This is a genomic window from Clostridioides difficile ATCC 9689 = DSM 1296 (genome assembly GCF_001077535.1).
GTDB lineage: Bacteria > Bacillota > Clostridia > Peptostreptococcales > Peptostreptococcaceae > Clostridioides > Clostridioides difficile.
On record NZ_CP011968.1, the window covers coordinates 3,908,903 to 3,930,015 of the forward strand.

The 21,113-nt window shown below is 28.6% G+C and carries 17 protein-coding genes and 1 riboswitch; all 17 genes read right to left on the reverse strand.

Annotated features, from left to right (window positions below; genetic code table 11):
- Nucleotides 1-40: 40 nt before the first annotated feature.
- The 17 genes from CDIF1296T_RS18155 to CDIF1296T_RS18235 all read right to left on the reverse strand — a co-directional run bounded on the left by CDIF1296T_RS18155 (nt 41) and on the right by CDIF1296T_RS18235 (nt 21,091).
- Nucleotides 41-1,654, reverse strand: a complete 1,614-nt coding sequence (locus CDIF1296T_RS18155; RefSeq protein WP_003425909.1) for a putative polysaccharide biosynthesis protein — start codon at nt 1,652-1,654, stop codon at nt 41-43.
- Between the two features lie 119 nt (nt 1,655-1,773).
- A complete protein-coding gene (gene spoVT / locus CDIF1296T_RS18160; protein ID WP_009892063.1) occupies nt 1,774-2,313 on the reverse strand; it encodes a stage V sporulation protein T in 540 nt (179 codons plus the stop codon).
- Nucleotides 2,314-2,436: 123 nt separating this feature from the next.
- Entirely contained in the window at nt 2,437-3,432 is a 996-nt protein-coding gene (locus CDIF1296T_RS18165; protein ID WP_009892066.1) for a peptidylprolyl isomerase, read from the reverse strand.
- 30 nt (nt 3,433-3,462) lie between these two features.
- Nucleotides 3,463-6,849: a transcription-repair coupling factor gene (mfd, locus tag CDIF1296T_RS18170; protein ID WP_003425912.1), complete on the reverse strand. Its 3,387-nt coding sequence runs from the start codon at nt 6,847-6,849 to the stop codon at nt 3,463-3,465.
- Nucleotides 6,850-6,865: 16 nt separating this feature from the next.
- Nucleotides 6,866-7,426, reverse strand: coding sequence for an aminoacyl-tRNA hydrolase (gene pth, locus CDIF1296T_RS18175; protein WP_009892068.1), 561 nt, complete (start codon nt 7,424-7,426; stop codon nt 6,866-6,868).
- Between the two features lie 13 nt (nt 7,427-7,439).
- The gene (locus tag CDIF1296T_RS18180; RefSeq protein ID WP_003437869.1) at nt 7,440-8,090 is read right to left on the reverse strand and encodes a prepilin peptidase; all 651 of its coding nucleotides are present in this window, start codon (nt 8,088-8,090) and stop codon (nt 7,440-7,442) included.
- A gap of 101 nt (nt 8,091-8,191) precedes the next feature.
- The gene (locus CDIF1296T_RS18185) at nt 8,192-8,974 is read right to left on the reverse strand and encodes a prepilin peptidase (protein ID WP_009898722.1); all 783 of its coding nucleotides are present in this window, start codon (nt 8,972-8,974) and stop codon (nt 8,192-8,194) included.
- Nucleotides 8,955-10,037, reverse strand: coding sequence for a type IV pilus twitching motility protein PilT (locus tag CDIF1296T_RS18190; protein ID WP_003437872.1), 1,083 nt, complete (start codon nt 10,035-10,037; stop codon nt 8,955-8,957). Before CDIF1296T_RS18190 ends, CDIF1296T_RS18185 begins: the two co-directional genes overlap by 20 nt.
- A gap of 99 nt (nt 10,038-10,136) precedes the next feature.
- Nucleotides 10,137-11,675, reverse strand: a complete 1,539-nt coding sequence (locus tag CDIF1296T_RS18195) for a hypothetical protein (RefSeq protein WP_009898723.1) — start codon at nt 11,673-11,675, stop codon at nt 10,137-10,139.
- 20 nt (nt 11,676-11,695) lie between these two features.
- Entirely contained in the window at nt 11,696-12,223 is a 528-nt protein-coding gene (locus CDIF1296T_RS18200; RefSeq protein WP_003437875.1) for a prepilin-type N-terminal cleavage/methylation domain-containing protein, read from the reverse strand.
- A 36-nt stretch (nt 12,224-12,259) separates the two neighbouring features.
- Nucleotides 12,260-12,826, reverse strand: a complete 567-nt coding sequence (locus CDIF1296T_RS18205; RefSeq protein WP_003437877.1) for a PulJ/GspJ family protein — start codon at nt 12,824-12,826, stop codon at nt 12,260-12,262.
- Between the two features lie 26 nt (nt 12,827-12,852).
- Nucleotides 12,853-13,761: a type 4a pilus biogenesis protein PilO gene (gene pilO / locus CDIF1296T_RS18210; RefSeq protein WP_003437879.1), complete on the reverse strand. Its 909-nt coding sequence runs from the start codon at nt 13,759-13,761 to the stop codon at nt 12,853-12,855.
- Entirely contained in the window at nt 13,754-15,466 is a 1,713-nt protein-coding gene (locus tag CDIF1296T_RS18215) for a PilN domain-containing protein (protein WP_003437881.1), read from the reverse strand. The genes pilO and CDIF1296T_RS18215 overlap by 8 nt, the downstream gene beginning before the upstream one ends.
- A 14-nt stretch (nt 15,467-15,480) precedes the next feature.
- Nucleotides 15,481-16,689, reverse strand: a complete 1,209-nt coding sequence (locus CDIF1296T_RS18220) for a type II secretion system F family protein (RefSeq protein ID WP_009892080.1) — start codon at nt 16,687-16,689, stop codon at nt 15,481-15,483.
- An 11-nt stretch (nt 16,690-16,700) separates the two neighbouring features.
- The gene (locus CDIF1296T_RS18225; protein WP_009898724.1) at nt 16,701-18,377 is read right to left on the reverse strand and encodes a GspE/PulE family protein; all 1,677 of its coding nucleotides are present in this window, start codon (nt 18,375-18,377) and stop codon (nt 16,701-16,703) included.
- Between the two features lie 151 nt (nt 18,378-18,528).
- Nucleotides 18,529-19,050, reverse strand: coding sequence for a type II secretion system protein (locus CDIF1296T_RS18230; RefSeq protein WP_009898725.1), 522 nt, complete (start codon nt 19,048-19,050; stop codon nt 18,529-18,531).
- Between the two features lie 161 nt (nt 19,051-19,211).
- A riboswitch (cyclic di-GMP riboswitch) is annotated at nt 19,212-19,297 on the reverse strand.
- 843 nt (nt 19,298-20,140) lie between these two features.
- Nucleotides 20,141-21,091, reverse strand: a complete 951-nt coding sequence (locus CDIF1296T_RS18235; protein WP_003421448.1) for a ribose-phosphate diphosphokinase — start codon at nt 21,089-21,091, stop codon at nt 20,141-20,143.
- Nucleotides 21,092-21,113: the final 22 nt, after the last annotated feature.

Here is a 21,113-nt window from a genome sequence, read left to right on the forward strand (position 1 = left end):
TTTGTATAGTATTTCCTTTATTTGCATATATATTCCTATATTATCTTATAAGTTTAACTTTTTTTAACAATTTATATAATTTATCACCTTTTGGCATAGTTAGAATCTCTTCTTTTTTAATTCCACCTATTCCAAGTATTACTACTACATATACAATTCCACCAACACATATTGCAATTATTGTAGATATGCTGTTTCCTAAGAATCCAACTAAAGCACCATAACTCAACTTAACCATTATAAACATTGTCATAACTGTTATAAATGGCTTTATTATAAATTCTTTTTTAGAAAAGTTTACATTCATGTGTTTTTTAACATATAGTAAGTTAATCATGGCTGCCACAAAGTATGCTGTAACTGTACCAAATGCTGAACCCAGTACATTAATATCTGGTATACCTGTTAAAGTATAACTTATTACAATTTTACATAGCATACCAACACATAAAGCAATTACAGGTACTATTGGTTTTCCCATTCCCTGAATTATACCAGTCAATGTCTGTATTAATCCTAAAAATAATACACATGGAGTAAGAGTAAACAAAATAGTTCCTACAGAAGATGGTTCATGTGGAAATAAAAGACCCATTATTGGTATTGCTAAAGAAGCCATACCAAACGCACAAGGCAATACTATAAGTAAAGTTACCTTAACTGCACTCTTAGTATCTTTTCTAGCTTTTGACTTATTTCCTAATGCATATGCTTTAGAAATTGCTGGAACTAAGCTCATACTCATTGCAGTTGTTATGACTGCTGGTAAATTTATTGTGGCCATTGCCATACCTGTTAATTGACCAAACATTGAATTTGCCACTTTGTATGTAAAGCCTGCTTCCATAAGTCTTCTTATTACAATAACATTATCTATCATATTTACAAGTGGCATTACTGATGCTCCTATTGTTATAGGAATGGCAACAGTTAAAAGCTTTTTAAAAATATAAGACACTCTTTCATCTTTAAATCTTTGGCTTGCATCTATCTCTGCTCTACGCTCTTTTCTCCCTAGCATATAAGCAAACACCAAATAAAGCATAGATGCTATTGAACCTATTGTAGCCCCTGATATAGCACCTGCTGCACCAAAAGTCTGACCTAGACTCTTCATAAGCAAGTAGGCCAAAGTAAGACCTAATACAACTCTAAAAAATTGCTCTGCAACTTGAGACACAGCAATCTTAGTCATATCTTGTCTCCCTTGAAAATATCCTCTATATGCAGACATTGCAGGAACAAATAGTAATGCTGGAGCAATGGCTTTCATAGAGTATAACGCACCTGGATTTTTCATTACGTTTGTTACTATGTAGTCGGCTCCAAAAAATAATATACAAAATGATATTATACCGGTAATGAATAAAACTGTATGTGATACCTTAAATATCTTATTTGCACCTTTAAAATTTCCAATTGCAACTTTTTCCGAAACCAATTTTGCCACAGCTGTTGGAAATCCAGCAGTAGCTAATGTTAAAAATAGAGTATACACAGGATAAGCAGCCTGATAGTATCCCATTCCTTCTGAACCAATCATGTTTCCAAGGGGAATCCTAAAAAATCCACCCATTATTTTTACGATTACACCTGCTAGCCCAAGTATAAGGGCTCCTTTTAGAAAGGAGTCTTTATTTTTGTTATTGTTCATAACATAACCTCCATACTGTTTATATAACAAACTTTAATATACCATATTTTTAATGCTATATTCAATATTTTACACAAAAACTTCAAAAGACCTTCATGTAAAAGGTCTTTATGATAAAATTATTGAACTTGTTTTCCTAAAAAGTTAGCAGCAATTTTTAAAGATTTTTCTTCACTTTCTGCAATTGTATCTTTATCCTTTGAAACAACTACAATTGAACCTATACAGTCACCAGATGCACTAATTATAGGCATGATAACTTGACTAGTATATTCTTTTTGGTCTTCCTTGAATAATGGTAAAATGTTTTTATCTTTTGAATATTTTACTGTTCTTTCACTTATTATTGCTTCTAACTCATCACTTATACTTTTTTCTTTATAATCTTTTTTAGGAAGCTTAGACACAGCTATTATAGAATCTAAGTCTGTTATCAACACTCCATATCCTAGTACTTCAGCTAATGTTTCAGCATATTCTTGCGAAAATTCATTTAATTCACCTATTGGAGAGTATTTTTTAAGTATGACTTCTCCATCTTTTGCTGTGAATATCTCTAAAGGGTCTCCTTCTCTAATTCTTAATGTCTTTCTTATCTCTTTTGGGATAACTACCCTTCCAAGATCATCTATTCTTCTAACTATACCTGTTGCTTTCATATTTTTTAATCCCTCCATAAATTACTTTAAGTTTATTTTTACCATTGTTAAGAAAAATATACAAAAAAAGCTATATCTTATCCAGATATAGCTTTTTTAAGCATATTACTCTTTTTTTAAGTCTTAGATTGTGATTTTATTTATTACTTTTTCATCTTTTTCTACCTTAGCTTCTTTAGTTAATTTTTCTATTTGTTCTTGATATTTATTTTTCAACAGTTGGTCTTTTATAGTTTCTTTAGCATCTTCAAATGATGTTTGCTCATTTATTCTGTCTGTCACTTTAATTATGTGGTATCCATATTGAGTTTCAACTAAATCAGATACTTCACCCTTTTTCATAGAAAAAGCAGCATCTTCAAATTCAGCAACCATTTGACCCCTTGAAAAGAATCCTAATTTACCACCATCACTTGCTGAAGTATCTTGTGAATATTTTTTTGCTACTTTTGCAAAATCCTCACCTGATTTAACTTCTTTAAGAGCCTCTTCAGCCTTTTTCTTAGCTTCAGCTTTTTCCTTATCTGAAAGTGGCTTGTTATTATCATCTACTGTTTTCAATAAAATATGAGAAGCTTCTACCTCATCTTTTTTAAATTCATCTTTATGTGTATCATAGTATTTTTTCATTTCTTCATCTGATATTTTAGTCTTTTTAGCAAAGTTACTTTGATAGTTTTGCATTGCTAAATCTTTCTCTTGTTGGTCTCTTAAAAACTCATCATCTATACCTAATTTCTTAAGTTGTTCTTTATATTTTTCATCTTTACCCATAGCGTCTTTTAATTCTTTAAAACTTTTTTCAACATCCTCTTTTTTAGGAAGTAAGTTATCTTTTTTAGCTTGAGAATATATTACTTCTGTAGTTATAAGTTGGTCAAGAATTAAATCTTTAAACTTGTCCTTGTATTTTACACCCTTTTCAACTTCCTTATCCCATATATCTTTTCCATAAGTTTGTTCCATAGAATCTTTATAAAGAGCTATAGTTTTTTTAAATTCATCTGATGATATCTTTGTACCTTCAACTGTTGCCACAGTTTCTCCTTTACTAGAACTGCAAGCAGTCACAGATACTACCAAAATCATAGCTATTACCAATGTTATTACTTTTTTCAAATTTAAAACATCCCTTCTTAAATTTACAAGTTATTTTACCTTGCACATCTTTTCTAATAATTCTTCTAATTCTGTAACTATATTATAACCTATTTTCTGTTTAGTTCTATACTTTGTTATTGGAACTAATAATATTTCATCTTTTAATTGTCTTATCTTTTCTATTTTTAATATCTTACATAACGATTTTATATAAGCTATTGTAAGAAGTGTCTGGACTGGTTTAGGTATATCAGAGAATCTATCCTCAAGTTCTTCTTGTATATCCAACATGTCTTCTTTGTTTTCAATAGAAGCTATTTTCTTATACATTTCAATTTTAATCAACTCATCTTTGATATAATTATCTGGAATGTATGCATTTACACTTAAATCTATTTCAACATCAATTTCCTCCACAATAGGTTCACCTTTGACTTTTTTAATTGCATCATTAAGCATTTTAACGTACAAATCATAACCTATAACTGCCATATGACCATGTTGTTGAGAACCTAAAATATTTCCTGCTCCTCTTATTTCAAGGTCTCTCATTGCTATTTTAAAACCAGAACCAAACTCTGTAAATTCTCTGATAGCTTTTAATCTCTTCTCCGCTATCTCACTTAAAGTTTTATCTTTTTCATACAAAAGATATGCATATCCTTGTCTTGAACTTCTTCCAACCCTACCTCTCAATTGGTAAAGTTGAGCCAATCCCATTTTATCTGCATCATATATAATCATTGTATTTGCATTTGATATGTCCATACCAGTTTCAATTATTGTAGTACAGACTAGTACATCATAATCTTTATTTAAAAATCCTAGGATTATATTTTCTAATGATTTAGAAGTCATTCTTCCATGTGCAACAGCCACTCTAGCATCTGGTACGAGTTTTTGAATCATACTTGCCATTTCTTCAATGTGTTCAACTCTATTGTATACAAAAAATACCTGTCCACCTCTACTTAATTCTCTCTCTATCTCATCTTGAATTACGCTTTCCTTACTCTCTGTAACATATGTTATTACAGGATGTCTTTCTTGTGGAGGTTCTTCTATAACACTCATGTCTCTTATTCCACTTAAAGACATATGTAATGTTCTTGGTATAGGAGTTGCTGAAAGTGTAAGTACATCTACTGTAGATTTAATTTTCTTTAAAGCTTCTTTATGTTTTACTCCAAATCTTTGTTCTTCATCAATGACTACAAGACCTAAGTTTGGTAAATTTATATCTTTGGATATTATTCTATGTGTTCCAATTAAAATATCTACTAATCCTTTTTTAGCATCTTCAATAATCTGTTTTTGTTGTTTTGGTGTTTTAAACCTACTTAAAACTTCTACTCTCAAAGGATAATTTTCAAACCTCTCTTTGAATGTATTATAATGTTGTTGGGCCAATATTGTTGTTGGAACCAATACAGCAACTTGTTTTTGGTCCATACAAGCTTTAAAAATACTTCTAATAGCTACCTCTGTTTTTCCATAACCAACATCTCCACATACTAGCCTATCCATTACCTTACTTGATTCCATATCTTTTTTAGTTTCTTCTATAGCCTTTAATTGGTCTTCTGTTTCTTGATATGGAAACAACGATTCAAACTCTGCCTGCCAAGGTGTATCTTTTGAAAACTTATACCCTTGTATTTTTTCACGTTTTGCATAAAGCTCAATCAAGTCTTTTGTCATATCTTCAATTTCTTTTTTAACTTTTGCTTTTGCTTTCGTCCACTCATTTGTTCCAAGCTTATTTAACTTAACTTTTTCTACTTCTGCACCAATATATTTTTGTACTTTGTCCATCTGGTCTATTGGCACATATAGATTATCTCCACCTTGATATACTATTTTCATATAATCTTTTTTAATAGCATTGACTGTAATTTGTTCAATCCCTGTGTATCTACCTACACCACTATTTTCATGGACTACATAGTCTCCAACACTTAAATCTAAAAAGGATTCTATTTTCTTTCCCTTTTTAACTTTTTTATTGCTAGTCTTAGACGCTCTTTTATAAACACCTATCATTTCGTTATCTGTTATAACAACAAACTTTATAGATTTATACTGAAAACCACTGTTTATGTGTGCAGGTACAATTATAACTTGTGAAGATTTAATTTCAATATCTCTATCTTTAGAAATGGTCGTTTCTAAGCCTTTGTCCAATAAATCTTTTCCTAATTTATTTGCTCTTTCTAATGTATTTGTTGCTAAAATTATTTTGTATCCATTATATTTCAGCCGATTTAATTCTTCTACAAGCAAATCTACCTTTCCATTAAATGTAGGAACTTCTCTACTTTCAAAATTTATTATAGATTTTATAGAAAAGTTATTTATAGACTTTGGCAATAATGAGTTTAATACCACAGACTTGTCTTTTACTAAGTACTCTAAATCTGTATAGTGATATAACAATTTACCTTGGTTTTTAATAGCCAGACCTCTTTCAAGATTTAATTTATAATTTTCTCTAAACTCATTTATATAATTTTCGCATCTTTCTTTAAGTCTCGTTATATCATTGATAAATACTATTGCATCATCTGCTAAATAAGTAAATATACTTTTGTTTTCTTCTGGATAAATATAATCTATATAGTTCTCTACACCTTCAAAATAAGTCTTACTTGATATATAATCTATATTTTGAAATGTACCTTCATCAGTATTTTTAGTTGTTTCTTTTTTTAATTTAACTAATGCATCTGTAGTTTTTTCGGGATAAATAAATTCCCTAGATGGAGTTATAGAGAATTGTTGCAATTTATCAATTGATTTTTGTGAATATACATCAAAAGTTCGTATGGAATCTATCTCATCATCAAATAATTCCATACGAATTGGATTTGTATATTCAAGTGAAAATACATCAATAATTCCACCTCTTATACTAAATTGACCAAACCCCTCTATTTTTGAAACTCTTTCATATCCCAATGAAACTAATTTCTCAGTTAACTTTTCTAAGTCTAAGCTATCTCCCACCTTATAATGAGATACACTATCGAGCAAAACTTGTTTTGGTATGTATTTTCTTAAAACTGCTTCAATAGAAGTTACTAAAATGATTTTTTCTTTATTTGCTAGTTTTAACAATACTTTTAATTTCTTTGCTTCTTCGTTTCTGTCCTTTGCATCCAAGTGATAAAAATAAATATCTTGAAAACCTAAATATTCAACTTTATCTTCCATATAAAAACTTAAATCTTCGTATACTTTCTTTGCTTCTAAATCACTACTCGTTATAAAAATCATTTGTCGTGATAAATCATTAAATATAGAATACGATATATGAGGTTTTTGTACTGGTAAAAGTCCATTAACCAATAATGAGCCTTTTGTATTTTTTATACAGTTTATTATATCTTTATACTCTTTTGAATTTTGCAAAGGATATAAAAAAACATCATTCATTTAAATCTCCCTCTCACTATCCATTATATTTGTTCATAGACATATCTATATTTTCTCTTATTATTGAGTCAATAGCATCTGCCGCTTTTTCTAATGCTTCATTTATGTTATCAGATTCTTCTTTTCTAAATCTAGAAAGTACAAAGTCTGCTAAGTCTTGACCAGCTTCTGGTTTAGATACACCTACTCTCACTCTTGGAAAGTCATTTGAACCTAGGCACTTAGTTATAGATTTCATGCCATTATGAGTTCCTCCACTTCCTTTTTTTCTTATACGTATCTTTCCAACTTCTAAATCTATATCATCATATACTACTACTATATTACTTAAATCAACCTTATAATATTTATATATATCTATTAATGTTTCTCCACTTAAATTCATATAAGTTTGTGGTTTAACTAATAATACTTTTTCAGTACCTACTCTCCCTTCACCAATCAAAGCTTTATGCTTTATTTTAGTAACACTAATATTGTATTCTTTAGCAAGAATATCTATAACATCAAATCCAACGTTATGTCTAGTCTTCTCATACTTCTTTCCTGGATTACCTAACCCTACTACTACGTACATTTCTTACCTCCTGTTATATAAATTTGTATAACAAATTATAATAAAAATTAAATATATTATACTCTGTAAATATTATTAAAATTGTTGACAAGGAAATAAAAGGTGTAAAAGGAATTTGCTTTCTTATATCTACATCTTTAAATACTTTAGTTATGTATAAAATAATAAAAAACAAAAACGCTAAAATAAATGATAAAACTATCACATAAAACCCATAATTATTTCCCAATGCAAAGCAACATAAGCTATAGAGACCTACATCTCCATAGCCTAATCCTTTTGTTAGTTTAGCAATAATATAAGGTATAATAAAGCCTATCAATAGTCCAAATATATGATTTATATAATCAAATTGAGCTATATTGAAAAAGGCCAAAAAAATTATACCTTGAACTATTATACCACTAACTATTGTTATATCATATACATATATTGTGTAGTAATCTACAATGGATATAATTATTAAAAATGGAATTAAAACCATATATTGTACACATTCTACACTAATCCCAAATTTTAGATATATTAATACAGATAAAACTACAGTTATTATGTAAATAAAAAACGTATTATATAAATTTTTCTTTTCTCTATCACAAAAAACACATAGAGATTTATTTATCAAATGTGCAAAAAATAAGGAAATTATTATTATATACTCCATAGTTTGTAGCACTTTAGTAATAGGGTTAATAATAATATTGTCCTTATTAAATACTTTAATTCATTTTTTTAAATTAAAACTTTATTTAACTTGACTATCATCTATATAACCATAGAAAAATAAAGTTCAAGTAATTGCTTTCCAGATAAGATTGTTATTAATGCTCCAATAGATATAAAAGGTCCATATGGTATAACAGAATTATATTCCTTTCCTTTTATTCTACTTATAATTATTACACAGATTCCATAGACTGCTCCTACATAAACGCTTAGTAAGGCTGTCAAAAGACCATTTTTAACACCCATGTAAAGTCCTAGCATTGCAAATAGTTTGATATCTCCTCCACCCATACACTCTTTTTTTATTACAAATTCAATCAAAAGAACTATAATCCAGACACTTCCTCCACAAATAAAAACACCTAGAATTGAATCCTTAACTGGAATTTCTTTAAATAAAAGGTTAAAAATCATAGAAAATATAGCTCCAAAAACCAATATTTTATCTGGTATTATAAAGTGGTCAATATCTATAAATGTAATTATAATCAGTAAAGACACAAGAACCAAATAATAAATAGTTGATGTAGATATTCCATATAACATAAATACTGTTAAAAATAAAAGTCCTGTAATTAATTCCACTATAGCATATCTACTAGAAATTTTCTCATAACAATATCTACACTTTCTGCCACTCATTAAATAGCTTAGCACTGGTATTAAGTCTATTGGCTTTAGTCTAGTATTACAACTCATACAATGAGAAGGTGGTCTAGAAATAGATATACCTTCTGGAATCCTAAAAATACAGACGTTAAAGAAACTTCCAAACACTATACCCACTATAAATACATATAGATTAACGATTATAATATCCATTGTAGTTTACTCCACCTATCATTCTTGTCATAAACTCTTGGTCAGTACACCTACTAAGTGCCATATCTTTTGTAATCTTTCCATTTTTATAAAGTTCCATTAAATCTTGGTCCATAGTTTTCATACCTACTTTAACTCCAGTTTGTATCATGTTTGGAATTTGATATGTTTTGCCTTCCCTTATCAGGTTTTTTATTGCTGGAGTAGCAAACATCAATTCAATTGCTGCTATTCTGCCTTTCCCATCTGCTGTAGGAAGTAACTGCTGTGATACCACACCTTCACAAACTGTAGATAACTGTGTTTTTATTTGTTGCTGTTGGGATGGTTGAAACATGTCTACTATTCTATCAATTGTCTTAGCTGCCCCCACTGTATGTAGTGTTGAAAATACTAAATGACCTGTTTCTGCTGCTGTTAATGCTATTGAAACAGTTTCAGGGTCTCTCATCTCTCCTATTAGTATTACATCTGGGTCCTGACGCAAAATAGCTCTAAGGGCTGAATGAAAACTTTCTGTATCAGTTCCTACTTCTCTTTGATTTACTAAACTTTGTTTATGGTGATGTACATATTCTATCGGGTCTTCAAGTGTAATTATATGTTTTTGTTGTTTTTCATTTATTATATTTATCATACTTGCAAGTGTTGTACTTTTACCACTTCCTGTTGGACCTGTAACTAAAACTAATCCTTTATGCTTTTCAGTAAAAGATTTTATACTCTCTGGAAGGCCTAATTTTTCAAATGTTGGAATTTCTGCTGTTATAGTCCTTATTGCTATTGCGTAATTTCCTTTTTGCCTATATGCATTTACCCTAAATCTTTCTCCTGTTTTTAGAGAAGCTGAAAAATCAGCTTCTCCATGTTCTTCTATTACTTTAAACATAGATTCCCCTGCTATGTCTTTTGCCATTTGCATTGTTACTTCTGATGTCAATATTTGTTCACTTAGTTTTACAAATCCACCTTTTACTCTAGCTACAGGATTTGTTCCAACTGTTATGTGTATATCTGATGCGTTTAGTCTTATACCTTGCTCTAATAAATCATAAATATACATAATATTTACTCTCCATATCTTCTATTAGTTTACTTATTTTTTTAGTAGTAAATAATAAAATTATTTTATTATTTATTTATACTAAGTTGCTTCTTATATTTAGTTTACTTTTTTGTATGAACTTATATCATGATTAATCAAAATTTTATCTTTTATATCATAATTTCCAACTACATTTGTATCTATATTTAGATTAAAGTTTACAATGGCGTCAACCTTATACTTTGAATTTGAATTTTCTTCAACACCTAAACCAATAATATTTTTTTTACCATCTGTAACTTCTACTTCTTTTATTCCATTTTTATCACCAGTTACCATTAAGCTTAACTCCGCCCCTGAACCATTTTCTTTTAATTTAGGCCATCCTTCTTTTGTCATGTCGTAGTCAGCCTTATAAAAAGGTATTTTTATAGTAATACCTTCTGTTTTATCAATTTCTTGTGGTTTTAATTCTTTTAATCTGCATTTTATCTCTGCTAAAAGCTCATTTTGTATATAGTCAAAAGTTGTTATCAAAGCCATGTTATCATATTTAACAGGTATTTTCTCATAAGACATACTTTTTAGTTGATTACATTGGTCTGATATTTCATACAATAACTCTTTATACTTTAAGAAATTTTTTGCTGTATTTTTTTTACCACTAGATATATTATCGCTTAACTTCTCAAATTTTCTTACATTATTTCTCAAATGAACTCTTAAAGAATTAAATCCTTGAGTTTGATTTGGTAAAATTTCCAATAGGTTTTCTAATGTATCCCATTTACTATTCCAGCTATACTCCATACTATTTATTATAGGATTTTGTATTAGTTCATAATATTGTTGAGAGTCTGGAATCCCATTAGATACTTCTACTTTTGGCTCATCTATATGAAACGTATGTCTATACTCAATCATATTTTGCATCGCCAAAGAAATGTTATCTAATGCCTTATAAGTATGTGAAAAGGCTGAATTTAAATGTTCATTTTCAATTTTATTTTCTTCTAAAAACATTTTTAAAAGAATATCATTATTCACTAACTTTGCCTCAATCAATGTAGTTGAGTCTATATCTTCTTTCAGAATATATTCATTTATTTTACTAATATCTCCAGAAGTATAATTCTTGCAAATTTCTAAGATAGAATCTCTATGTGAAATAATATTTGCATCTACATATTCAATGTCTCTATAGTCCAACATATCTAAATCATATAGCTTTTTCAATTCCATACTAGCTTTTTCCAAGTCTGAAGAAGCTTTATTTAAATAGAAATTTATATTATTCATATATCCAAGTCTTTCTGCTTCAATATTTTCCTCATCTTGATTATTAAAATCTTCATCTGATATATTTCTTAATTTTGACCTAGATATGGATTTTTCTTGATTTTCACTTTTAAACTCATTATCCATTTTCTCAAGCTCATCATACAATTTTTCATATGCTTTATCAATACTATTTTCCACACATGTCTCTGCTAAATACTTTGCTTGTATACCTTCATTAGTAGTCTTTGTAGATTTTATTCTATTAGCTATCTGATTTGAAAATATCAATCCAACAATAGAAAGCAATGCTACTACAACCAAAACTAAAACTAAAGCTGCCCCTCTTTCACTTTTAAATTTATTCCACTTCCTCAAAATCTCACCCCCAAGTAAAATTATTTATCTTTAAATATTTCAGTTACAATTTTAACCTCTTTTTTACTTGAATAGTCATTCATGCTTTTCCCAGTTACAGCTATTTTATATATCTGACCACTTTTATCTTCTACAATAGTCTTTATCTTATTTGTAATATTTCCTTTGTCGATTAAATTACCATCTTCATCTTTTATTGTTGTAATCTTTTCATATGGAGTATCATATAAGCTCACATCACCTTCACTAAGAACTTTATCATATACAACTTTTTTTGATTTATCTATTAATTTTTCATATACGACAGTTCCATCTTCTAGTTTATCTAAACTATCAAAATCAAATTCTCCACTTTTTATCTTTTCTCTTAGATTTTCTATTTCACTTTGAACATAGTTTAAGGAAGTTATATCTGTGTCATTTTTAGTGTTTGCTTTGTTATTAGTATTGATAATATTAAAAAATGCAAATAGTACAATTCCCATAATAGCCATAGCTACTAACACTTCAATTAAGGAAAATCCTCTTTCACTATTCTTTTTACTCATATTTTATCAACCTACTTATTTTTTAATAAATTCTTATTACCCTATTCTTGACATAACATCAAATGTATAAGTTTTGTTATTTAAATTGCTATTTTTATGACTTTCTTGCACTGATTCATTATAGTATATACTTACAGTATAAATAGATTTACCAGTTTGCTTTTCTATTTTAAATGGTGTTTCCTTCATTTCTTTATTGTTTTGAACTAGTGGTTGATTATAGATTATTTCTTCTCTAACTTCATTTTCTGTATCAATTGTATTGTTTTGGATTCTCGTTACAGAATATACCTCTGTATTTTTTTTAGTTTCTATAGAAACTTCATATTTTACAACATTATCTGGCATCTCTATATTGTATTCATAATTATTACCTGAACCAGTTTTAGTTAGTTCTTTACAGTTTTCCAAATCTCTATTTAGATACTTATTAATTAGATTAATATTTACTTGAGCATCTGTAATAATCTGTTGCTTTTTTACTGCTGATGTTATACCATTGAACACTTTATAAGAAATACTTAAAACTATTGTCAGTATAAAAACAGCTATTATTACTTCTAATAAAGTAAGACCTTTTTCATTATTTTTGTACAAACTCATCACCTATCTTTAAAGCTTACTTAGCTTTATTTCGCACTAGACTTAAATGGATTATATTTTCCTGGCCTCCATGAAGATGGATTATCTGTATCAAGTATCATTGTAGTATTCTCTTTAGTGTACATTATAAATTTAAATGTAGCATCTACTACACCTTCTGCCTTTGGAGCTACGACTTCTTTTTTTGCTTCTTTTTCTGTTGCAGCTCTAAGTACACAAGTATTACATAGATAATTAGTAGACCTATCTAAAAGTTTGTCATTTTTTATAATCTCTCCCTCTTTTATCAATGGACAATCCTTATATAAATGCCACTTATTTTCGCCTTCCACCCAGTATATTTTTGTATCTTTATTTATGTTCACATTTTTAATTAAATCCTTATTGTTTGTTGTTTCTTCCTCTTCTTTTTCTGGTTCTATATATGAAGTCATTGTATAATCTAGTATTTGAGTAACATTTTTTTGTTCTTCTAAATAAGCCATTAATTTTTTGACATTTCTATAATCACCTCTAACACTTATTGTTGTTGATATACCATAAAAATGTTCGTATTCTTTAACATTTCCAACGTCATAACTGGTTAAGTCAATATTATAAGCCTTCATTTTTTTATCTAAACCTATTAAAAAAAGACCATCTTGCATATCATATAAAAGATTTTTGCTTTTTTCTTTTAATTCACTTTCAACTTCTTCAAGTTGTTTTTCATATTTTGGCATAAGTGCAGTTTTCTCTTTATATATATTTAATTTTTCAGTAGCCTGTTTTACAGAATTTTTTGTAGCAATATATTTCTGATATTGAGGGTAAAGTCCAAAATAACCATATGATAAAATAGCTAATAAAATTATAACCTTTATAAGAATCCCTTTTAGACTAACTTCCATTTTAAATATATCTTTTATATCTTTTTTAAATATATCTTTATTCATTAGTTAATACACCTTCTTTCAGGTATAATGTCATACTAAATGTATAGTTAGAATCTTCTGCATTACTTTTTATGCTATGTAATTTAACATCCTTGAAATAGTATAATCCCTTTAATTTATATAAAAATTGACCTACATAAGAGGAATCTTTAGCATTTCCTTCTATATTTATAACATTTGGTATCTTATCATACAATGGAGTTTTATCATCTTTATCCGTGTTATTACTATTAGTCTCACTATTTCCAGTTAATGCTTCTGACACATTTGTAGTCTTATCTTCATTTAAATCATTATCTGTTTTATCTCCATTACTATCACTTTTCGTACTTGATTTTGTTTCATTGTTACTTGATTTATCTGTTGTAGTCTTATTACTTTTTGAATTATCAGCTTTATTATTAGTTCCAAGATTTTGATAAGTTGTTGATAAACTTGTTAGTTCAACTTTACTTGGAGTATTTTTATCTATATCATCCAATAAATTTTCCCACTTTACCTTTTTCCCAATTAACATATCATATACCTTTATTTCTTCGCTTTTACTCTGTATCATTTTTTCTATATTTCCAATCTGATAATATGCAGATTCAATATTTCTTATTTCACCATTAACATTTTCAAGTTCCTTATTTGCTAAATTATTTGAAAAAATTAAGCATAAATAAGGTATAGCAAGAATCAAAATAACTATTGGAGCAATTTTCAGTATGTTTTTCATTTGTTTAGCTTTTATCTGTTTTCTAAGTATATCCATTGGTAAAAAGTTTATATTTTCAAAATCTCTTTTCCCTTTAGGTTCTATCATACTTCCTAAAAGCTCTACAATTGAATTTATATCATCTTCATCTATATCTCCAGTTATCATATCAGATATATCCATTATCTCAGTAAGGCCTTGAGAAACATAGCTTGAAAATGCAGAGCTAAAAGTTTCATAAATTAATTTATTGGAATATCTTTTTCCTAATATTAATATAGTATCCGTAACCTTACCAAAGTTTCTTGACGAATAGTAATTCATAAGACCTTTTGATTCTTCTACTACATTTAATAATTGCATGTCCATATCTTTAGCAGTTATCTTTATAGGTATATTATCACTAATAAATAAAGTATCTTTCTTATATATATTTATAATTGTGCTATTGTCACTTATATTGGTTACCATTATATCATTGTAGTCTAAATTTTTAAGCATTCTTAAGTAAGCTGTTGATAATGTATCTATTCTATCTAATACTAAATCAAATTCATGCATTATCTCTACAATTGCATTTACCTCTTCCTTTTGTATAGCTCCAATGATAAGATTTAAGCTTGATTCATCGCCATCTGAATTATCAGGTGTTTCACTAGATACTTCATACGAAAATACATATTCATCTGACTCCAAAGCCATCATTTCGTCCATCTCTAGCTTCATAAATCCATCTAAATCCTTTTTGTCCATATTAGGAAGTTTTTGGGGTTTTAAAATTACATCTCTTGTATTTAAACAAAAAACTACATGTCTTGATTTTAACTTAACATTTTCTAATGCGTATCTCAATAGAGCATACTTTTCCTTAGAAAAATCTTGTGCAATATCCTCTATTGAAAACACATTAAAATTTTTTACATAAAACTTATCCTTATCGTGTTTATATCTGCCCTCAACTATGGAAATAGAATCGCCATAATATGATACATAAACCTTGTTCATTTGTCCTTTCCCTCCTACATGGCATCATATATACTAAGCATTGGCATAAATATTGATACAACCAGTATCGCAACTATAATACCAACTGCAATTATTAAAACAGGCTCTATCATTGAGGCCATCCTATTTAAATAAATCTCGGATTCATACTCATAAAATTCTGCCATCTGTCTACTTATATTCTCTAATTCCCCTGTCTGCTCCCCTATAGCTATCATCTGTACCAACACAGAGTCAAAATACGTATATCTCTCTAAATTTTCTGCTAAGCCTTCTCCTCTTGTTATTCCATCTTTAGCTGATGCTAAAATCTTCTCTGCCATGGTGTTATTTACACTATCTATAATATAATCAAGCCCTTGAACTAATGGGTATCCTGTTGATACAAATAGATACAATGCTCTTGAAAATCGTGTAGCTACCATACAATTTATTCCTTTTCCTAAAACAGGTATCTTATTTATAACTCTATCTTTATGAGCCCTTCCAACTGACGTTTTTAGATATTTTTTAAACTGATAGATAAATAATATAATAACTAAGAGTACTATTATCCAAAACTTCTTCATAAACATACCAAACCCCATAACAATTCTTGTTATAAGTGGAAGAGTTGCTCCTACTGTTGTAATTGAATTAATCATCTTAGGTACCATAAATGTTGTAAATATAAAAATCATTATAAATGAAGAAATCAAAACTATTAATGGATATGTTGCAGCATTTCTAAGCTTTTGTTTAACCCTGTGTTCACTTGCATAAAATGAAGCCATACTTTTTAATACTTCATCTAATTTACCTGTAGCTTCACCTGTAGCTACCATAGCACCGAGTAACTTTGGAAACTTTGATTTTGATGAAAGCATTGAATCTGCAATAGTAGAACCTACTTTTATTTCTGCCACTATACGATTAATTTCTTCTCTTAATGTAATGTTGGTTGACCTTCTAGCTAATGTTTCTAATCCAGAAATACTATTTATACCAGAAGATACTATAATAGCAAACTGTCTGCAAAAGTGGCTTATCTGGTCAGCTCCCAAGTCTTTTTTTCTCTTTCTACTAGATAATCTTATATTTTTATTTTTGCTTTCTTTGATTTCAATAACTCTAAGATTTCTCTTTCTAAGAAGATTTCTAGCTTCATTAAAATCGTTGGCTTCAATCACATCAGTTTGCTTTTTTCCGTCCTCTTTTATTACTGTGTATTTAAAACTTTTCATAATATCATCCTTTAATCAGTCATCAAAATTATTCTAATCATTTCTTCTACTGTTGTCTTTCCATTTAAAACTTTTTTAACTATATCCTCTTTTAAGCTAACCATACCTTGTTTTCTAGCCATCTTTAAAATTTCTCTTTGATTTGCAGATGAATCTATTAACTCTTTTATTTCTGGAGTAATTTCAAGCATTTCAAATATACCTAGACGTCCTTTATATCCAGTATTATTACACCTTTCACAACCTTTTCCTCTATAAATAGTTACTGATTCATTTACATCAATACCAAGAGCCTTTTTTTCTCCAATATCTGCTTCATATGAAACCTTACAATGCTCACATATTTTTCGTGTAAGTCTTTGAGATATTACACCTAAAACAGATGAAGTTATTAAAAAACTTTCCACATCCATATCTAAAAGACGTGAAATTGCTCCAACTGCTGTATTTGCATGTAATGTACTTAAAACTAAATGTCCTGTAAGAGAAGCTCTAATTGCTATTTCTGCTGTCTCAGTATCTCTTATCTCTCCAACCATTATTATATCTGGGTCTTGACGCATAAAAGCTCTAAGTCCGCTGGCGAAAGTAAGCCCTGCCTTTTCATTTATTTGAGATTGATTTACACCAGGTAATTCATACTCTATAGGGTCTTCTATTGTTAATAGATTTCTATTTTCTGTATTTAGTTGATTTAACATTGAATACAATGTAGTGGTTTTCCCACTTCCAGTAGGGCCAACAACCAATATAAGACCATAAGGAGTGTTTATCAATTCATCATATATCTTAGAGCCATGTTCGTCTATTCCTAGTACTTCTTTACTAACCATAAAATTACTCTTATCAAGAACTCTCATAGCTATCTTTTCATCCCTGTTAGTTGGCATTGTAGAAACCCTAAAATCTATGGGTTTATTATCTACTTTTAAATAGATTCTACCATCCTGTGGTATTCTCTTTTCAGATATATTTATATCTGACATTATCTTGATACGGCTGATTACTGCCTTATATGGTGCTGAGTTCATCCTCATATATTCTCTTAACATTCCATCTATCCTAAACCTAACACGCATGTAATTTTCACTTTGTTCTATATGTATATCACTTGCTTCCATTCTAACAGCATTTTCTAGTATGTTATTTACTAATCGTACTATTGGAGCAGCATTTACATCTTCTTCAAGTATTACTGTTTCTCTTACTCCACCAGTTCTATTTTTGTTGTACTCAGTCATTGCCTTATTTATTTCTGAATGTGCATAAGCATGACCTATTGCTTTGTTTATATCTTCTGTACTTGATATAAATATCTCTACGTCTTTACCAGACATACGCCTTACATCTTGAACTGCTTCTCTATCTTGTGGGTCTGACATGGCTAGACATATTTTATTTCCATCAATTTTAAATGGAAATACAGTATATCTTTTGCATATATTTTCTGGAACCATTTTTGTAGCTAAAGTGTCTATTTCTGTCCCTTCTAAAAATATACTTTCTATATCCAAGAGTTCTTTTAATACACTTATTAGTAAGTTACTATCTATAAGCCCTTCTTGTACTAGAAATTCTCCTAGTCTTTTTCCACTGTTTTTTTGTTCTGATAGTGCCCATTTAAGCTGTTCTTCTGTTATATATCCTTTTTCGACCAGTTTGTCTCCTATTCTAACTTTTTTAGCCACAGGTTTCACTCCTTTACTATCTCAATTATATCATCATTCATAATTGAACATTAAAGAAAATAGTATAAAAAAACAGGAAGATTTTCTTCCTGTCTTTTATATTATATTTTTCATTAAATTTACAATATTCTTTATAAAAATATTGTTTTAACTATTTTGTTGTGTCCATCACAGTATTATCTATAAGTACTATATATAGAACTTTATTATCTATTTTTGTATTACTTGTTAATGGATCTCCCAAACTATTTGTTGTAGCGCTTGTATATATTTTTTTTTCACCTATATCACTCAATAATTTTGCTGATTGTGCTTCTGTTAAGGTAACTCCCTCAGTATTTGTACCTATCTGTAATACCAATTTACTACCAACTTTAATCAATTTATATTCTCCACCTATATCAGCTTTATCAGGAAGAGACTCCATATAAGTTTCTAAAACACTTAAACCAGTTTGACCATCTGGTGTAACTGGTATCTTATTAGTATCTGAATAATAAGATAATGCAGCACTCTTAACTGAACTATAATCAGACTCAACACTTGCTACCTTAGCCTTGTTTATATTACTAAATAAAGCTGGAACTGCCACTACTGCTAATATACCTATAATTGCAATTACTACCAATAATTCCACTAAAGTGAAACCTTTTTTATTCTTTTTTAACTTCATTTTTATTCCCCCTTAAATTTTTTAATTAATACTTACTTATAATATATCTGGTTAAAAATCTAAGTAAAATTATTTAAACGTACTAACCAAATTTATTTCTAACATATAACCATTTTTTAAATAAAAAAAGCTATGAAAATAATAGTATTTATAAATAAATACAATTTCATAGCCGGTTGCACCACTAACTCAATATGCTCCAAGGTGCCCACATTACAGAACATAAATCAACGTTTCTATTTTATTAAATTCAAATTATATAACTCATAATGTATATACATATCCATTTATATTATATAATATCTACCATATTTTAGCAACACTGTTTATACTATTTATATATACCAACTTTTTACATATTGAAACAGAATTTCTAGAAAAATTATACTCTACAAAAAAAAGAAACATCTCCCTACAATTATTATATATCGTAAGGAGATATTTATAAATTATCATTTAGTTTTATCATTGTCATTTCCATCCTTTGCTAATATTTATTTGAAAGCTAAAAGCTATTACAATATAGTATTTTATAAAATCATCTATTATAAACATTCTATCTATTATAGTTATGATTCAGCCACAATCATTATATAAACGAAACTCTTCATTTACAGATATGCTTATTGTGCAAAATTACTTCTTTACAGTAATCTTATATAATCCAGAACCCTCTCACAAACACTAAAGATAGAATAGATACTATTTTCAATTCTTATAAATAAACTTTCAATAGATTTTTATATTCACTTTAGATTGTGACTGAATCATTTAATTATTAGGGGTTCATCTTCTAACCTTCCCATTGGAAACACCTCTTTCTTTCTTTATTTATATTTACATAATACTACATAATCTGAATTTTTTCAATACTTTTTTGTAATATTTTTTATATTCATAATATTTTGAATAATATGCCCTTTATTAAGTTTATTTTACTTAAATATACATAATTTTAAACTATAATCTCTTTTTACAATAATATATACCTTTCTAACAAGAAAAAAATAACATTCCATAATTATAAAATCAAAAAAGAGTTGCTCAAAAGGTTTATATCCTTTTAAACAACTCTCATAAATACAATAAATTAGAATAATTTACTTACTGATTCATTAGAGAATATCATTCTTATAGCATCTCCAAATAAAGGAGCTACTGTTTTTATCTTTATCTTATCTATTCTTTTCTCTTCAGGAAGTTGTATAGTATCAAGAACTATTAACTCACTTATTTCTGAATTAGCAATTCTTTCAATAGCTGGACCTGATAACACACCATGAGTACAACAAGCATAAACATCTTTTGCTCCAAACTCTTTAAGTGCATTTGCAGCATTAACTATTGTTCCTGCTGTATCTATCATATCGTCTAATAGTATAACATTTTTACCTTTAACATCACCTATTAAGTTCATAACTTCGCATACATTAGCTTTCGGTCTTCTTTTATCTATTATAGCTATTGGAACTTCTCCATTTAAAGTATTAGCAAATTTTCTTGATCTAGTAACACTTCCTAAGTCAGGAGATACTACTACTAAATCTTCTATTTTCTTTTCATTAAAATAATTTGCTAATATTGTTCCACCTAGTAAGTGGTCTAATGGTATATCAAAATATCCTTGTATTTGAGCTGCATGTAAATCCATTGTTAATACTCTATCTGCTCCAGCAGCAGTTATTAAATTTGCAACTAATTTAGCAGTGATTGGATCTCTTGCCTTAGCCTTTCTGTCTTGTCTTGCATATCCATAGTAAGGAATAACTGCTGTTATTCTACCTGCTGATGCTCTCTTTAACGCATCAATTAAGATTAATAACTCCATTAAGTTATCATTTACTGGGCTGTTAGTAGATTGCACTACAAACACATCACAACCTCTTACTGTCTCATTCATGTTTACACATATTTCACCATCACTAAATGTACCTACTTCACAATCTAGTACTGATACACCTATATAGTCAGCTATTTTTTGTGCTAACTCTTTCGATGAATTACCTGCAATAATTTTAATCTCGCTTCCGCTAGTATTCATTTATGTAACCCTCCTGAAAATT